The organism is Rhizobacter sp., from assembly GCA_019635355.1.
In the GTDB taxonomy this organism is placed as follows: domain Bacteria; phylum Pseudomonadota; class Gammaproteobacteria; order Burkholderiales; family Burkholderiaceae_C; genus Rhizobacter.
Genome location: JAHBZQ010000001.1, coordinates 4,172,144 through 4,186,653, shown reverse-complemented (window position 1 = coordinate 4,186,653; position 14,510 = coordinate 4,172,144). Strand labels below are relative to the sequence as shown.

The 14,510-nt window shown below is 67.5% G+C and carries 20 protein-coding genes; 6 read left to right on the top strand and 14 right to left on the bottom strand.

What is annotated here, in order from left to right; all coding sequences use genetic code 11:
- Positions 1-21 precede the first annotated feature (21 nt).
- Complete coding sequence (locus tag KF892_19480; protein MBX3627206.1) at positions 22-402, top strand: DUF1992 domain-containing protein; 381 nt, start codon at positions 22-24, stop codon at positions 400-402.
- A gap of 22 nt (positions 403-424) precedes the next feature.
- Here KF892_19480 and KF892_19475 read toward each other — a convergent pair whose 3' ends face one another.
- Complete coding sequence (locus KF892_19475; protein ID MBX3627205.1) at positions 425-652, bottom strand: DUF2798 domain-containing protein; 228 nt, start codon at positions 650-652, stop codon at positions 425-427.
- Positions 649-1,146, bottom strand: coding sequence for a DUF2938 domain-containing protein (locus KF892_19470; protein ID MBX3627204.1), 498 nt, complete (start codon positions 1,144-1,146; stop codon positions 649-651). The genes KF892_19475 and KF892_19470 overlap by 4 nt, the downstream gene beginning before the upstream one ends.
- Positions 1,147-1,224: 78 nt before the next feature.
- Between KF892_19470 and KF892_19465 the strand changes: the two genes are divergently transcribed.
- The 4 genes from KF892_19465 to KF892_19450 all read left to right on the top strand — a co-directional run bounded on the left by KF892_19465 (position 1,225) and on the right by KF892_19450 (position 4,042).
- A complete protein-coding gene (locus KF892_19465) occupies positions 1,225-1,641 on the top strand; it encodes a helix-turn-helix domain-containing protein (protein ID MBX3627203.1) in 417 nt (138 codons plus the stop codon).
- A gap of 10 nt (positions 1,642-1,651) precedes the next feature.
- Complete coding sequence (locus tag KF892_19460) at positions 1,652-1,894, top strand: glutaredoxin family protein (GenBank protein MBX3627202.1); 243 nt, start codon at positions 1,652-1,654, stop codon at positions 1,892-1,894.
- Between the two features lie 24 nt (positions 1,895-1,918).
- Positions 1,919-2,302: a hypothetical protein gene (locus KF892_19455; protein ID MBX3627201.1), complete on the top strand. Its 384-nt coding sequence runs from the start codon at positions 1,919-1,921 to the stop codon at positions 2,300-2,302.
- 129 nt (positions 2,303-2,431) lie between these two features.
- Positions 2,432-4,042, top strand: a complete 1,611-nt coding sequence (locus KF892_19450) for a PQQ-binding-like beta-propeller repeat protein (GenBank protein ID MBX3627200.1) — start codon at positions 2,432-2,434, stop codon at positions 4,040-4,042.
- Positions 4,043-4,117: 75 nt separating this feature from the next.
- On the opposite strand, the gene KF892_19445 is transcribed toward KF892_19450, so the two are convergent.
- The 12 genes from KF892_19445 to KF892_19390 form a co-directional block, all read right to left on the bottom strand.
- Entirely contained in the window at positions 4,118-5,206 is a 1,089-nt protein-coding gene (locus KF892_19445) for a porin (GenBank protein ID MBX3627199.1), read from the bottom strand.
- 127 nt (positions 5,207-5,333) lie between these two features.
- Positions 5,334-6,221: a sugar phosphate isomerase/epimerase gene (locus KF892_19440; protein ID MBX3627198.1), complete on the bottom strand. Its 888-nt coding sequence runs from the start codon at positions 6,219-6,221 to the stop codon at positions 5,334-5,336.
- Positions 6,218-7,138: a 4-hydroxyphenylpyruvate dioxygenase gene (locus KF892_19435; GenBank protein MBX3627197.1), complete on the bottom strand. Its 921-nt coding sequence runs from the start codon at positions 7,136-7,138 to the stop codon at positions 6,218-6,220. Before KF892_19435 ends, KF892_19440 begins: the two co-directional genes overlap by 4 nt.
- Positions 7,135-7,983 carry a shikimate dehydrogenase gene (locus KF892_19430; protein MBX3627196.1) on the bottom strand — a complete coding sequence of 283 codons (849 nt, stop codon included), beginning with the start codon at positions 7,981-7,983 and terminating at the stop codon, positions 7,135-7,137. Before KF892_19430 ends, KF892_19435 begins: the two co-directional genes overlap by 4 nt.
- Before the next feature lie 29 nt (positions 7,984-8,012).
- Positions 8,013-9,011, bottom strand: coding sequence for a TRAP transporter substrate-binding protein (locus tag KF892_19425; GenBank protein MBX3627195.1), 999 nt, complete (start codon positions 9,009-9,011; stop codon positions 8,013-8,015).
- A gap of 34 nt (positions 9,012-9,045) precedes the next feature.
- Positions 9,046-10,326 carry a TRAP transporter large permease subunit gene (locus KF892_19420; protein ID MBX3627194.1) on the bottom strand — a complete coding sequence of 427 codons (1,281 nt, stop codon included), beginning with the start codon at positions 10,324-10,326 and terminating at the stop codon, positions 9,046-9,048.
- Complete coding sequence (locus KF892_19415) at positions 10,323-10,877, bottom strand: TRAP transporter small permease (GenBank protein ID MBX3627193.1); 555 nt, start codon at positions 10,875-10,877, stop codon at positions 10,323-10,325. The genes KF892_19420 and KF892_19415 overlap by 4 nt, the downstream gene beginning before the upstream one ends.
- 111 nt (positions 10,878-10,988) lie before the next feature.
- Positions 10,989-11,675, bottom strand: a complete 687-nt coding sequence (locus KF892_19410) for a TetR family transcriptional regulator (GenBank protein ID MBX3627192.1) — start codon at positions 11,673-11,675, stop codon at positions 10,989-10,991.
- A gap of 43 nt (positions 11,676-11,718) precedes the next feature.
- Positions 11,719-12,117, bottom strand: a complete 399-nt coding sequence (locus tag KF892_19405; protein MBX3627191.1) for a DUF1801 domain-containing protein — start codon at positions 12,115-12,117, stop codon at positions 11,719-11,721.
- Positions 12,118-12,160: 43 nt separating this feature from the next.
- On the bottom strand, positions 12,161-12,565 hold the full coding sequence (locus tag KF892_19400) for a VOC family protein (protein ID MBX3627190.1): 405 nt from the start codon (positions 12,563-12,565) through the stop codon (positions 12,161-12,163).
- On the bottom strand, positions 12,562-12,999 hold the full coding sequence (locus KF892_19395) for a helix-turn-helix transcriptional regulator (GenBank protein ID MBX3627189.1): 438 nt from the start codon (positions 12,997-12,999) through the stop codon (positions 12,562-12,564). The genes KF892_19400 and KF892_19395 overlap by 4 nt, the downstream gene beginning before the upstream one ends.
- 64 nt (positions 13,000-13,063) lie before the next feature.
- A complete protein-coding gene (locus KF892_19390) occupies positions 13,064-13,513 on the bottom strand; it encodes a DUF1801 domain-containing protein (protein ID MBX3627188.1) in 450 nt (149 codons plus the stop codon).
- Positions 13,514-13,588: 75 nt separating this feature from the next.
- On the opposite strand from KF892_19390, the gene KF892_19385 reads away from it, so the two are divergent.
- The gene (locus tag KF892_19385) at positions 13,589-14,503 is read left to right on the top strand and encodes an MBL fold metallo-hydrolase (protein ID MBX3627187.1); all 915 of its coding nucleotides are present in this window, start codon (positions 13,589-13,591) and stop codon (positions 14,501-14,503) included.
- The last annotated feature ends 7 nt before the right edge of the window (positions 14,504-14,510 follow it).

The following is a 14,510-nucleotide window of genomic DNA, read 5'->3' as shown; positions in this document are numbered from 1 at the left end:
GCGCTTTGGCACACTGCGGCCATGCCTCACCCCAGCGACTCCGAGCGCCGCAAGAAACGCGATGCCCTGCTGCGCAGCCAGGACGAAGCCATCGCCGAGCACCTGGCCCAGGCGATGAAATCGGGCGAGCTGCAAAGCGCCGAGAGCTACGGCAAGCCCCTGGCCGACCAGGACGACTACCTGCGCACGCCGGTCGAGTTCCGGCTGCCGTTCAAGATCCTGAAGAACGCGGGCGTGACGCCGCCCGAGATCGACCTCTTCCACAAGCGCGCCGAGTTGCGCCAGCAGCTGGAAGCGGCCACCACCGACGATGAACGCGACACGCTCAAGCGCCGGCTCGGCGAGCTGGAGCTGGCGATCGCCCTGCGTCTGGAGGGCATGCGTGTGAACGGCCGCTTGTGAGGCGGCCGTTCTGCGCTGAAGCTCACTGCGGCGCCAGCACCCGCTGCACCACACGCCGCGCGAGCGGCGCGACGAAGAGCACGATCGGGAAGGCGAGCAGCCATGCGGTCAGCCACGCCCCGACCCACAGGCCGGTGAAGCCCTCCACGACGCCCACGTTGCGCAAGGTGGAGATGCCCGCCACCACGAACGACATCAGGCCCGAGAGCACGAGGCCGAAGAGATAGGGTTCGAACTTTCTGGGGATCATGGCAAGGTCCTTTCGATCAAGACAGCAGTGACAAACAAGCCCACGCCGAACACGGTGTGGGTGGCGAAACTCTTCAGGCAGTTCTTCAGCGGCGCGGCCGTCTTCGACGACGCGATGCCCGCGCCCATCGCGGGCTGCATCACCAGCAGCGGCACGACGACCGTGCCCATGCCGAGGGCGAGCGCCGGCCCCAGCGTGGGTGCCTGCAACCAGGCCGTGCCGCACACGGCCACCAGCAGCGAGGCGAACCCGAGCCCCACGCCGTAGTGCACCGCCCAGCCGAGCGCAGCCTCGTGCCGCACCGGTGCCGACTTGGCGATGCCGTCGTGCGACCAGCGCCCCTGCACCACATGGCCCACCCAGCGGCCCACGAGCGCGAAGCTGAGCGAGGGCACGCCAAGCCGCTTCAGGCCCCACAGCCACACGTCCATCGTGGCGGTGGCGCCGAGGCCGATCAGGGCGATGCGGGCGGTGTCGTGCAGCAGCGGATTCATGGGGTTCTCCGGTTGACGTGGCGAAGCGTTGAAGGGAATATAGAAGTTCAAGTCAACTTGAAGTCAAGGGGTTTTTGCATGGACATCGCCGAAGTCGCCAAACGTTCGGGCGTGCCCGCCTCCACGCTGCGCTACTACGAAGAAAAGGGGTTGATCGCCTCGGTGGGCCGCCAGGGCCTGCGCCGCCTCTTCGCGCCGGAAGTGATCGACCAGCTCGCCCTCATCGCGCTCGGCCAGGCCGCGGGTTTCTCGCTCGATGACATCGGCGCCATGTTTTCCGCCGATGGCAAGCCCAACATCAATCGCAAGATGCTCGACGCCAAGGCCGACGAGCTCGATGCGACGATCAAGCGCCTCAAGGCCATGAGCAACGGCCTGCGCCACGCGGCCGTGTGCCCCGCGCGCAACCACGCCGAGTGCCCCACCTTCCGCCGCCTGCTGCGTGCGGCGGCGGCAGGGTCATTCGAGAAGCGCCAGAAGCGACCGGCCGCCTAAACTCGCGCGCATGAACCTCAACATCGTCGTCTACTCCAAGTCGGCCTGCCCGCAATGCGACCAGGCCAAGATGCTGCTCAAGACCAAGTCGATCGACTTCAAGGAAGTGAAGATCGATGACGAGGCCGAGCGCCTGGCCTTCTTCGAGAAGTGCGGGCCTTCGGTGCGGCAGATGCCGCAGATCTTCATCAACGAGCAGCGTGTCGGCGGCCTGGCAGGCCTGCAGGCGGCGCTCACGCAACTCGGGCGCTGAGGGGCGCCGGGCCGAGCCCCCACCATGCGGCTCGACCCCTACCTCTCGTTCGCGGGCTACGCGTTCTCGCTCACGCCAGACGACCTGCTGAAGCAACGCGGCACGCCGCTCAAGGCAGGCCGCAACGAGGTCGGCCTGAACGAGATGGACTACGGCGACGTGGTCCTGCGCTTCCAGGACAGCGGCCGGCTCGAAGAGATCACCGCCGCCGCGCCGGTGCTGCACCTGGGCAGCATCGCCATCCCCTTCGACCACCTGCGGCCCTTCGTGCTCACACACGACGAGCAGGTGTTCTGGCGTGCGCGCTTCATGGTCAGCCCGGCCCTCGGGCTGGCCTTCGACCCCACCGAGCCGGCGTGGGTCACGGCACTCGCCAAGCACTGCCTTCCCGAGTGGGAAAAGCTCTGAAGAACTCCTGACAGAACGTTGTCAGGACCCCCTCTCTACAGTCTCCCTACCGCATCGATCGACACGATCGCATCGCGGTTTCGCTGGCCTCCGCACCCGGGGGCCCATCACGGTAAACAGGGAGATCACATGAAAAAAATCTGGTCGGTGGCTGCGGTCGCCGTGTTCCTGTCTGCGTGCGGCGGCGGTGGTGCTGGTGACAGCACCACTGCCAATGCAGACGCTTCGCGAGAGCAGGCCCAGAGCGCGGCGCAGCAAGCCTCGCTCATGGCCACGCCGGCGAGCCTCGAACTTCGTTTGACGAGCGGGCAGACCGCCGTCGGCGAGCTGGCGCTGCAGTACAGCGGCGCCGCGGCCCCGCACACCAGGCTCGTCATCGAAGGCGAGCTGCCCGCCGTCTTTGCGCCCAAGCCGGTGATCGAGTCGCTGGGTGACGGGCGCTTCACGGTGAAGCTGAGCACGGCCGAGGGCCTGGCCGACGGCACCTACACCGGCACCTTGCAGTTCGCCGGCTGCCATGACCCGAAGTGCAAGAACGCCCGCAGGACGGCGCGCGTGGCGGTGCCCTACAGCATCACCGTGTCCGCGGCGAGCGACTGGCAGATGCACCAGGGCAACGCGGCGCACACCGGCTACGTGCCGGTGACGCTCGACCCGGCGCGCTTCCAGTACGCGTGGGACTGGCGGCGCCCCGCGAGTGGCGTGATCGGCGCGATCAACGCGGTGGTGAGTGAAGGCGGCAAGGTGTTCGTCACCGACGACGACTACTTCAGCGCCGTGTCGATCCGCGCCTTGAACGAAGCCGATGGCTCGCCGGTGTGGACGCGCGACTTCGGCACCAAGCCCGGCCTCAACCCGCCGGCGGTGGCCAACGGCGTGGTCTATGCGGCGACGATGGGCCACTCCGACACCTACCTGCACGCCTTCCGCGCCGCCGATGGCCAGCCGGTGTTCCAGTCGGCCTTCGACTCGCAGTGGGGCCACGTGCTCGCACCGACGCTCGCCGACGGCCGCGCCTACACCAACGGCGGCTACTACGGCGGTGGCATCTACTCGTTCGACGCCACCTCGGGCAGCCGCCTGTGGTCGCAGACCGCGGGCGACGACGACATGAGCACGCCGGCCGTCGACAGCCGCTACGTCTACCACTACAGCGGCCTCGGGCTCGAGGTGTACGGCAAGGTCGACGGCAACCTGGTCGCGTCGATCCCCGACCCGTATGGCCCGGGCTGGGGCTACTCGTACCACGGCTCGCCGATCCTCGGCTCGGCTGACAACGTCATCGCCTTCAGCGGCGGTGCGTTCAGTGGCCGGGCGTCGTCGAGCGTCGAGCAATACGACAGCCGCCGCCTGGTGAACTTCTCGGTGGAGAACCGCAACACCCGCTGGATCAGCGCACGGGCCTACCTCACGACACCGGCGCTCGCCAAGGGGGTGGTGTATGCGGGCCGCAATGCGCCGAAGTCGCTCGATGCGATCAGCGAAGCCACCGGCGAAGTGCTGTGGTCGTGGGCCGGCACGGCGAGCGACAGCGAGTTCCACCGCAACGTGGTCGTCACCGACAACCTGCTCTTCGTCAGCACTGACCGCGCCGTGCATGCGATCGACCTCGCGACGCACCAGTCGGTGTGGTCGTACCCGTCGCCGGGGATGATCAGCCTGTCGGCGAGCGGCATGCTCTACATCGTGGAAGGCGCACGCGAGCCCACCGGGCGGCTCATCGCGATCCGCGTGCGCTGAGTTTTCTTTCAGCCATTGCAGTGGCCTTTTCAAGGCGCCCCTCGGGGCGCCTTTTTTGCAGCACGCGCGCGAGCTTCACCAGGCCATGCGCAGGCCCGCCTGGAAGACGCGGTTCTCGGCGATGTAGTCCTTCAGGTCGCCGGTCGAGAACGACAGGCCCGAGTAGAGGAAGGTGCTCTTCGACAGCGCATACCAGCCCATCACCGCGGCCTTGCCCAGGGTGGCGTTGGCGCCGGCCGCGTTTTCGTACTTCACGCCGGTGTAGTTGGCCCCCAGCGTCAGCAGGCCCACCGGCACCTGCACGCCAAGGGTGTAGCCGTTGATCTCGTCGGCGGTGAAACCGCCGGCCGGGCCGGTGACGATGAGGTTGTTGCCGATGAAGGCGCCATTGCCCGAGCCGAGCGCGAGGTCGGTGTTCATCTGAATGCCACCGAGCAGCTTGACCGGGCCGAAGTTGTAGTTGGCCCCGAGCGTGAGCGACTTGTTGATGTCGTCGCCGGTGGTGCGCGACTTGTTCCACTCATACGAAGCGGCGATGTTGAAGGGGCCGCTGCCGAAGCCGAGCTTCACGCCGTGGAAGCGGTCAGCCGTGCCTTCGCCCGGCGCCAGCTGCACCGCGCCGGTGAAGCCGCCGAGGTTGGGCGTGGCGAGCTGGATCACGTTGTTGGCCCGCGGCGCGTTCAGCCACAGCGGCAGGTTGCGGCCGGCGTTGGTGCTCGCCGTTCCGGGGTTGGCCACCGAGGCGTTGCCATAGGGGTTGGTCATGCCCATCACCGAGTCGGAGAGGATGTACTGCCGGCCCATGCGCAGCTCGCCGAGCGAGGCCTGCGAGAGGCCGACGAACACCTGCCGGCCAAACGCAAGGCCACCCTGGCCCAGGGCGCCGGTGTCGGCGCTGAGGCCGCTCTCCAGCACGGCGTTGGCCTTGAGCCCGCCGCCCAGGTCTTCGCTCACGCGCACGCCCCAGCGTGAGCCGTTGAGGCCGTTGACGACGCCATCGTTCAACTTCCACACGTTGCCGGCGCCAGAGGCGCTGCCGGCCTTGTAGTGGTCGACGGCGAGGTCGACCAGGCCGTAGAGCACGACGCTCGATTGCGCCTGCGCGCCGCCAGCGGCCAGGAGTGCGACGGCCGCCAGGGCAATGGGTTTGAGAGCTGTTTTCATGGTGTCTCCTCGTGAGTCATGCGGCCCGTGTTGAAAGATTCGGGCAAAGGCAAGCCCGGCCCGGGCGCTGGGACCATGTCGCCCGGGGTGGTGGTCGAGCGGAAGAAACCTTCTGGAGGTGAGACCCTCAGCCGCGCATGCGGCGCAAGCGAAGCTGGTTGGGCTGCGGCGCGGCACGCCTCAGCACGTCGTCGGCCAGCCACTGGGCCGAGCGCCTTGCGCGCTCGCACACCATCGGCAGCGGCATCTGCACGTAGTCGTCGTTGAAGACCTCGAAGCTGTAGTCGCCCTCGTAGCCGAGCGCATCGAGCCTGCGCACCATCTCGACCACCGTCGCGGTGTGCACGCCTTCACCGGGGAAGACGCGGAAGGTGCGCGCGGTGGCCATGCGTTCCTCGAAGGTGCGCGTCTCCTGCCACATGAAGTCGGACAGCTGCACGAGGAAGATCTTCTGCGGGTCGAGTTCGTCGATGCCGTCGAGCGGCGTCTTCGCGGCCAGCGCGTGGAAGGAGTCGAAGCACAAGCCGAGGTTGGGGCAATCGGCACGGCCCACCACGTCCCACGCGGTGGTGTACTCGTTCACCGTGCGGCCCCACGACAGGCCTTCGTAGGCGATGCGGATGCCGTGCGGGATGGCCAGCATGGCGAGCTTGCGCAGGTCGCGGGCGATGTGGTCGAGGTCGGCGCTGGCGTGGGTGGAGGTCGATGAGCAGGCAAGCAGCACGTCGCAGCCGAGCGCGGCGCACATCTCGAGCATGGTCTTCGCGATGTCGAGCTTGTAGTGGTGCAGGTGGCCGCTCAAACCCTCGAAGTCGCGCAGCACCTGGAAGCCGGTGCCGCGCAGGCCGCTCGCCTTCACCGCCGCCACCGCGGCCCGCCAGCCTTGCGGGTGGCCGACGAGGTCGTTGGCCTTGAGCATCACCTGGTCGAAGCCGGCCGCGCGCATGGCATCGAGCTTGGCTTCCAGCGGGCCTGCCAGGCTGATGGTGTCCATGCCGAAGCCCTGGATGCTCATGCTGCGGCCCCGCTCTGCACGAGTTCGAAGGCGACACCGCCGAGGTAGGTCTTCGTCAATGCGCCGCGACGCTCGGTGTGGGCCGCGTCGGTCTCGACGAACTCCATGCCGAGTGCACGCAGGCTGCGCACCGCCGCCAGCACGTCGGGCACGCCGAGGCCGATGCGCTGGAATTGCTCGTTGGGCGACTCCGCATCGAGCGGCGGCTCCACCAGCTGCAACATGAAGCCGTTGCCCGGCTCGGTGGACGGCGCTTGCAGCAGCTTGCCGGCCGGGAGGATGCCGAAGCGCCGCTCGTCGGGGATCAGCGTGGTGCCGAGCAGCTCGGCGTAGAACTCGATCCAGTCTTCGCTGCGGCCGAAGCCGATGTACTGCACCACGCCGAAGAAGTGCAGGCCCGCGATGCCGGGCGGTTGCTGCTCGGCGCCGACGATGGGCACGAAGTCCACGTCGTAGATCGAGAACTCGCGGTAGCGGTCGACGAAGTGGATGCGGCTGCCCCCCACGCCGTGGATGGCGGGGATGTTGAGTTCCATCGCCTGCGGGTGGGTCGGGGCATCCCAGCCGCCACGGTCGAGCACGTGGCGGTGCACCTCGTTGGCGTTGCGCACGCGCAGGGCGATGGCGCTGATCGTCGGCGTGGGCGGGGCCGTCAACGGCGCCTCGGGGCCCGCGGCCGGGTGCGCGTTGACGATGAGGTTGAACCCGCCCTGGCGGTACAGCATCACTTCGCGCGAGCGGTGCCGCGCCACGGGGCGAAAGCCCATCATCTCGAGCACCTGACCCAGGGCCTGTGGGGCCGAGGTGGCGTATTCGACGAACTCGATGCCGTTGAGCCCGAGCGGGTTGTGCTCGTCGCTGAAAGAAGCCTGCACCGGCTCGCGTGCACGAACGGGGTCCAGCAGCAGATCGCTCATGGTCGTGTCTCCTCGTACTGCAGGCGAGCGACGGCGCGCAGGTGCTCGGGCGTCGTCGTCGGGAAACCGAAGAACTCCAGGTACGGCGGGATCATCTCGAACAGCATGTCGGTGCCCACCTGCACACGGCAGCCCCGTGCTTTCGCGGCCTGCAGGAAGGCCGTCATCTCGGTCTTCATCACCACCTCGCCGACGAAGGTGCCAGGCGCGAGGCGCGCCACGTCGACGGGCAGCGGGTCGCCCGGGTTCATGCCGAGCGGCGTGGCATTCACCACGAGGTCGAAGCCTTCGGGGTCGTGGCGGCCGGTGCTCGCATCGACCGACGGGAAGTGCGTGTGCAGGCGCTGCGCAAGTTCATCGGCCGACGCGGCGTTGACATCGAAGAGCGCGAGATGCGCCACCTTCGCTGCGGCGAGCGAGGCGGCGATGGCCGAGCCCACCCCACCGCAACCCACCACCAGCGCGCGTGCGCCGGCGAGCGTCAGCCCCTTGCGCTCGATGCCGCGCACGAAGCCGGCGCCGTCGAACTGGTCGCCCAGCAGCCGGCCATCGGGCAGCCTCTTCACCGCGTTGCAGGCCCCCGACACCTGCACGGCGGGCGTGGCCTCGTCGAGCAGCTCGACCACGCTCACCTTGTGCGGCATGGTGATCAGCGCACCACGCAGGTTCTCCAGTTGGAAGAGGCCCTTGAGCGCCGCCGTGAAGGCCTCGGGCCTGCAGCCCATCGGCACCACGACGGCGTTGATGCCCGCCGATTCGAAGTACGGGTTGTAGACCAGCGGCGCCTTGAAGGCGTGCGTGGGGTAGCCGAGGTGCGCGATGACCTCGGTGCTGCCGTCGATCACGATGGAGGGCTCCGTGATGGATCGGTGGCTTACTTGCGCGCGGCTTCGATGTCGGCCAGCACGGCCTTCACCGTCGCCTCGCCCACGTTGGCCGTGTGCTTGGCGATCACCGGCTTCATCTTGTCGCGCAGCTTGGCCATCTCGGCCGGTGGCAGCTCGGTGACCTGCATGCCGGCTTTCTTCAGCGCGTCGAGGATGCCGGCCGCGGCGTTGCGCGACTGCTCACGCTGGAATTTGGCCGACTCCACGGCGGCGTCTTGCAGGAGCTTGCGGTCGGCGGGCGAGAGCGATTCCCAGAACTTCTTGCTCACCACCACCGACTGCGGGTTGTACTGGTGGTTGGTGAGCACCATGTACTTCTGCACCTCGTTGAGCTTGGCGCCCTGGATGGTGGCGACCGGGTTCTCCTGCCCGTCGACGGCCTTCTGCTCCAGCGCGGCATACAACTCTGGGAACGGCAGCGGCGTCGGGTTCGCACCGAGGGCATTCACCCAGTCGATGTTGATCGGGTTGGGAATCACGCGCAGCTTCAGGCCGGCGATGTCTTCCACCTTGTTGATGGGCCGCTTGCTGTTGGTGATCTGGCGGAAGCCCAGCTCGTAATAGGTGAGGCCGATCAGGCCCTTCTCGTCGAGCTTGGCGTGCAGCTGCTGGCCCACCGGGCCGTCGACCACGGCCGCCACTTCCTTCGGCGTGGAGAAGAGGAAGGGAAAGTCGTAGACCGCGAAGTCCTTGACGATGCTCGCGAAGATGCCCGAGTTCATCGAGGCCATCTCCAGCGTGCCGCCTTGCAGCGCCGAGAGGTTGGCCTGGTCGCTGCCGAGTGCGCCGCCGGGGAAGACGTTGACCTTGAGCTTGCCGCCCGACTTCGCTTCCACGATCTCGGCGAACTTCTCCATGCCCTGCACGATGGGGTGGCCCTTCGCGTTCTGGTTCGCGAACTTGATGGTGCGGGTCTGGGCCTGTGCGGCGCCGACAGCGGCCACGGCAGCGAGCAAGACGAGGCTCTTCAGGACGATGCGTTTCATGGGGGTTGTCTCCGTTTTCTGGATGTGTGAACGATCAACCGTAGAACCAGCGCGCCGGCACCGTCACGATTGCGGGGAAGAAGACCATCAGGAACATGACGGCGAACTGCGCCAGCATGAAGGGCCACACGCCGCGCGTGACCGCATCCATGCTGACCTTGCCGACACCGGCCACGGTGCTGAGCACGGTGCCCACCGGCGGTGTGATGAGGCCGATGGCGTTGTTGATGACGAAGAGCACGCCGAAGTAGACGGGGTCGATGCCGGCTGCCTTCACCAGCGGCATGAAGACCGGCGTGAGGATGAGGATGGTGGGCGTCATGTCCATCGCCGTGCCCACGAGCATGGTGATCACCATCAGCATCACGAGCAGCAGCGTGGGCTGGTCGAGCAAGGGCTTGAGCAGCGCGGTGAGCTCGGCCGGCAGATTCGCCACCGTGATCATCCAGGCCGAGACCATCGCCGCGGCCACTAGGAACATGATCACCGCGGTGGTCTGCGCCGCCGACAGGAAGAGGCCGTAGAGCTGCGAGAGCTTCAGCTCGCGGTAGACGACGGTCGACACGAAGAGCGCGTACACCGCGGCCACCACCGCGGCTTCGGTGGGTGTGAAGACGCCGAACTTCAGGCCCACGACCACGATGGCCGGCAGCACGAGCGCGAAGGTCGCATCCTTCAGCGCCACCAGCACCTCGGTGCGGCTGGCGCGCGGGGCGGGCTGGATCTTCTCCTTGCGCACCAGCACCCACCAGGTGACCCAGAGCGCCGCGCCGAGCATCAGGCCGGGCACGATGCCGGCCATGAAGAGCTTGGAGATCGACACGTTGGCCGCCACGCCAAACACCACGAAGGCAATGCTCGGCGGAATGACCGGCGCGATGATGCTGGCCGCCGACAGCAGGCCCGACGAGCGCGCGGTGTCGTAACCGGCGCGGTTCATCATCGGCAGCAGCAGCGCGGCGAGTGCCGCGGCATCGGCCACCGCCGAGCCCGAGAGCGCGGCCATGATGATCGCGGCCATGATGCCCACGTAGCCCAGGCCCCCACGCACGTGGCCCACCAGCGTCATCGCGAAGTTGACGATGCGCCGCGACAGGCCGCCCGCGTTCATGATCTCGCCGGCCAGCATGAAAAAGGGCACGGCGAGCAGCGGGAAGCTGTTGGCGCCTTCGATGGTGTTCTGCGCGAGGATCTGCGCGTCGAACATGTCGAGGTGAAGCATGAGCGCCGCGCCGCACACCAGCAGCGAGAACGAGATCGGCACGCCCAGGGCCATCGCGCCCAGCAGCGCGCCGAGAAAGATCGCGATGGTCATGGCCGCGCCTTGTCGTCGCGCACGGTGGGGTTGCCATGCGGCATGTCGTCGGACTCGGCCACGCCGATCAGCTCGGCATCACTCAAGCGGCCGGTGACGAGGCGCACGAGTTCGATCAGGATGAAGGCGCCGGCCAGCACCGCGAAGACGACGCCGCTCGCGTAGAGCCAGGCCATCGGCAGCTGCATCACCGCACTGGTGGTGTCGACGTTGATCACCGTCTGCTGCCACGCGCCGCGGCCCATCAGCCAGCAGATGTAGAGCATCAGCCCGTGCGCGGCCACGAAGCACAGCTTCTTGCCGGCGAGCGGCAGGCGCGAGACCAGCGCATCGGTGCCCAGGTGCGCGTGCTTGCGCACCGCAACGATAGCCCCGAGGAAGGTCATCCACACGAAGAGCCAGCGCGAGAGCTCTTCCGATGCGGTGATGCCCGAGTTGAAGCCGTAGCGCAGCACCACGTTGCCGAACACCATCAGCACCATCAGCGCGAGGCAGGCCACCATCAGCATGCCGAAAAGGCGGCACATCCCGTCGATCGATCTGTCGAGCATTCGTTGTCTCCGGCCGCAAGTTTGTACGAACTGGTTAGTTTTATTCTTGGTAAAAACACCTAAGCCTCCGCGGTTCGCGGAAGCGAGGCAAGGGAAGGGGGAAGCTGGGTGTCAGCCCTTGCGCACGAAGCGCACGATCATCTCGACCACGTTCTCGCGGCGCTCGGCGATGTACGCCGGCGAGGTCATGTCGAGCTTGAAGATCAGGCTGAAGGTGTGGCGGTTGGAGACATTGAAGAAGCTCAACGCCGAGATCGACGCGTGGATGTCGATCGGGTTCAGGCCCTTGCGGAAGACGCCGGTCTTCACGCCCCGCTCGTAGAGGTTCTTGATGGCGGCGATGGCCGGCACGTTGAGCTCCTGGATGCGCGGGCTCTGCGCCAGGTACTCGCCGCGGTGGATGTTCTCCGACATCACGAGGCGGATGTAGTTCTCGTGGTGCAGGTGGTGGTCGAAGGTGAAGGCGACCAGGCGGCGCAGCGCCTCTTCGGGCTGCAGGTCTTGCAGGTGCAGCTCGGCCTCGACGTCGCGCACCCGGCGGTAGGCTTCCTCGAGCACCGCGAGGTAGAGACCTTCCTTGCTGCCGAAGTAGTAATAGATCATGCGCTTCGACGTGTTGGTCGCCGCGGCGATCTCGTCGATGCGGGCACCGGCCAGCCCCTTCTCGCCGAACTCGGCCTCGGCCACTTCGAGGATGTTGGCCTTCGTGCGCTCGGGGTCGTTGGTGCGGGTCGGCTCCTTGCGGGCCGAGCCCGCCCGCTTGGCCGACGGGCGTGCGCGGTGTACTGGTTCGTTCATTCCGGCAGTTTAAGGGCCGGAACGCCGAGGGTGGCAGGGCGAGCTACTTCTTCGCCGCCGCCTGGTTCACCTGCGCCGCCGCCTTGAAGAGTGCCTTCAACGCCTTCTTGTCGAGCGTGTCGCCCTCGCGGAAGTCGATCGCTCGGCGCACGTTGCCGTTGAGGCTGGAGTTGAAGAGCCCGGCCGGGTCGGGCACCGAGGCACCCTTGGCGAAGGTCGTCTTCACCGCCGCCTTGTAGGCCTCGCCGGTGCAGAGGATGCCGTTCGACGACCACACCGGGTTGCCCCACTTCCACTCTTCCACCACGTCGGGCACCGCTTCCTGGATCAGCGCACGCAGCTGGGAAAGCGTCTCGCCGCGCCAGCCGCCGAGTTCGGCGATGCGGCGGTCGATCAGGGCCGAGGCGTCTTCATTGCCGGTGGAACTCTTCTTCGTCGCCATGCAAACCTCTTCCTTGAACATGCCGTGAAAACACACGGCAGCCTCACCGGCGAGACTGGATCATCTTCCAGCCGTTGCCCGCCGGGTCGCGAAACCCGGCGTCGACCGTGCCGAAGCGCTCGATGGGCTCCTGCGTGAACTCCACGCCTTTGCCGAGCAGGCGGTCGTACACCGCGCGACAGTTGTCGACCTCCAGCACCAGCGGCGGCATCGCGCCTTTGGCGAGCACCTCGCGCAGCATCTGCGCGGTGGCCTCGTCGTGCACCGGCGGGCCGGGCACGAAGAGGCCGAGCTGGAACGACGGCTGGTCGGGGTGCTGCACCGTCAGCCAGCGGTAGGGGCCGTTGCGCACGTCGGTGTGCACCTTGAAGCCGAGCTTGTCGACGTAGAAGCGGAGCGCTTCGTCCTGGTCGTTCACATACAAACCCACCACTTGCACTTGTGTCATGGAATCTCCTTCGAGTCGTCACCGTTGAGGGTTCCAGTTATAGGCTTCGCCTCGCGGCGGCGCTTCTCCGAAACTGCTGTGGTGAGGTGCGGGCGCTGCGCGGCGCTCACCACGCAATGCGGCACGCGGCTCAAGTCCTGCGCTTCGGCACGGGCGCGCTCGCGCACGACGCTCGGGCTTTCGCCGGTGATGTCGCGGAAGGTGCGGCCGAAGGTGCCGAGGCTTTCCCAGCCGGTCTGGAAGGCGATGTCGATGACGGGCTGGTCGGTGTCGCGCAAGAGGGCGGTGGCCCGCTCGATGCGCCGCGTGAGCAGGTAGCGGTGCGGTGGCACGCCGAAGGCCTGCTTGAACTGGCGCGCGAAGTGCGCCGCCGAGACGCCGCTCACCTCGGCCAGGCGCTCCACGGGCCAGGCCTCGTGCGAGGCGGCGTCCATGCGGTCTTTCGCGCGCAGCAGGCGGCGCAGCAGCTGCGGGTCCTGCCCGCTAGGCGTGGCCACGCTACATCGCCTTGCCGCCGGCGCTCGGCGAGCCGCCGTCCCAGCCGGGGATGGCGGCGGCCTGCTTCAGCCACGAGGCGAGTTGCGCCTCGTCGGGGATGCCGTCTTCGCGGATGTCGAGGTAACGCGCTTCCGCAGTCTTCGATTCACCCGGCGGCAGGGGGTCGAGCGAAGTGCCGCGGAAGAAGGTCACCTTCACGTAGTGGGTGAAGCAGTGGTAGCTGACGAACCAGCCCTGGCCTTCGACGCCGTAGAACGGCGAGTTCCACTTCACCGCCTTGCGCACGCCGGGCACGCTGCGCTCGATGAGAGCGTCGAGCTGGCGGCCGATGTTGCGCTTCCAGTCGGGCATGGCGGCGATGTAGGCCTGCACGGGTGCATCGCCATCGCCTTTGGCGATCTGCGGGTTGCCGCCGGAGAGCAGCTTCGGTGGCTTCTGGGACGAGGGCATGGCGGCTCCCGAGAGAACGTCGGGCGTACTGTAGAGGCGAACGCAAGGTCTCCCCACCTCGCCTAGCATTCCCCCATGCACCCTGACACTCCCAGCGCCCGCTTCGGCCCCGTCACCGTCTACTTCGGCGAGAAGTCGGGCAAGTACCCCGATGGCAACCAGGTCATCGTGCACGGTGGCGACACCGTGGTCGCGTTCGACACCCCCAAGGTCGCGAACCGGCTCGGCGCCAAGATCTTCGACGACGCGGTCGACATGGTGATCCTCGGCCACGTGCACGAAGACCACATGTGCGGCCTGCACCGCCTGCCGCAGGCGCCGGTGCATGTGCATGAGCTCGACGTGGAGGCCGCCCGCAGCTGGGAAGGCCTGCGCCGCCACTTCGGCTACCCGGCCCCGGCGCTCGATGCGTTCCGCGCGAAGCTCGATGCCGAGTTCACCTACATGCCGCGGCCCGATGCGCTGGCCTACGCCGACGGCGCCGAGTGGGACCTCGGTGGCGGCATCCGCGTGCGCGCGGTGCACCTGCCCGGGCACACCGCGGGCCACTGTGCGCTCATCGTCGAGCCGCACGGCATCGCCTTCATCGGCGACATGGACCTCTCCAGCTTCGGGCCCTACTACGGCGACGCGACCTCCAAGCTCGGCCTGTTCCGCCAATCGCTCGCGCGCCTGCCCGAGCTCGATGCGAAGGTCTGGATCACCTCCCACCACAAGGGCGTCTACACCGAGCGCAGCGCGTTCGACGACGCACTGCGCGCCTACACCGCACGCCTCGACGAACGCGAAGCCGGCCTCATCGAGCGCTTGCGCGCTGCGCCCTTGAACCTGGACGAACTCGTGTCGCACGGCTTCCTGTATCCGGCCGGGTTCAACCCCTCGCCGTCGGCGCAGGCCATCGAGCGCTGGTCGATCTCGCAGCACCTCGACGAGCTGATGGCCGCTGGCCGTGTGACGTTGGACGGCGAGCGATACCGGCTGAGCGCCTGAGCACACG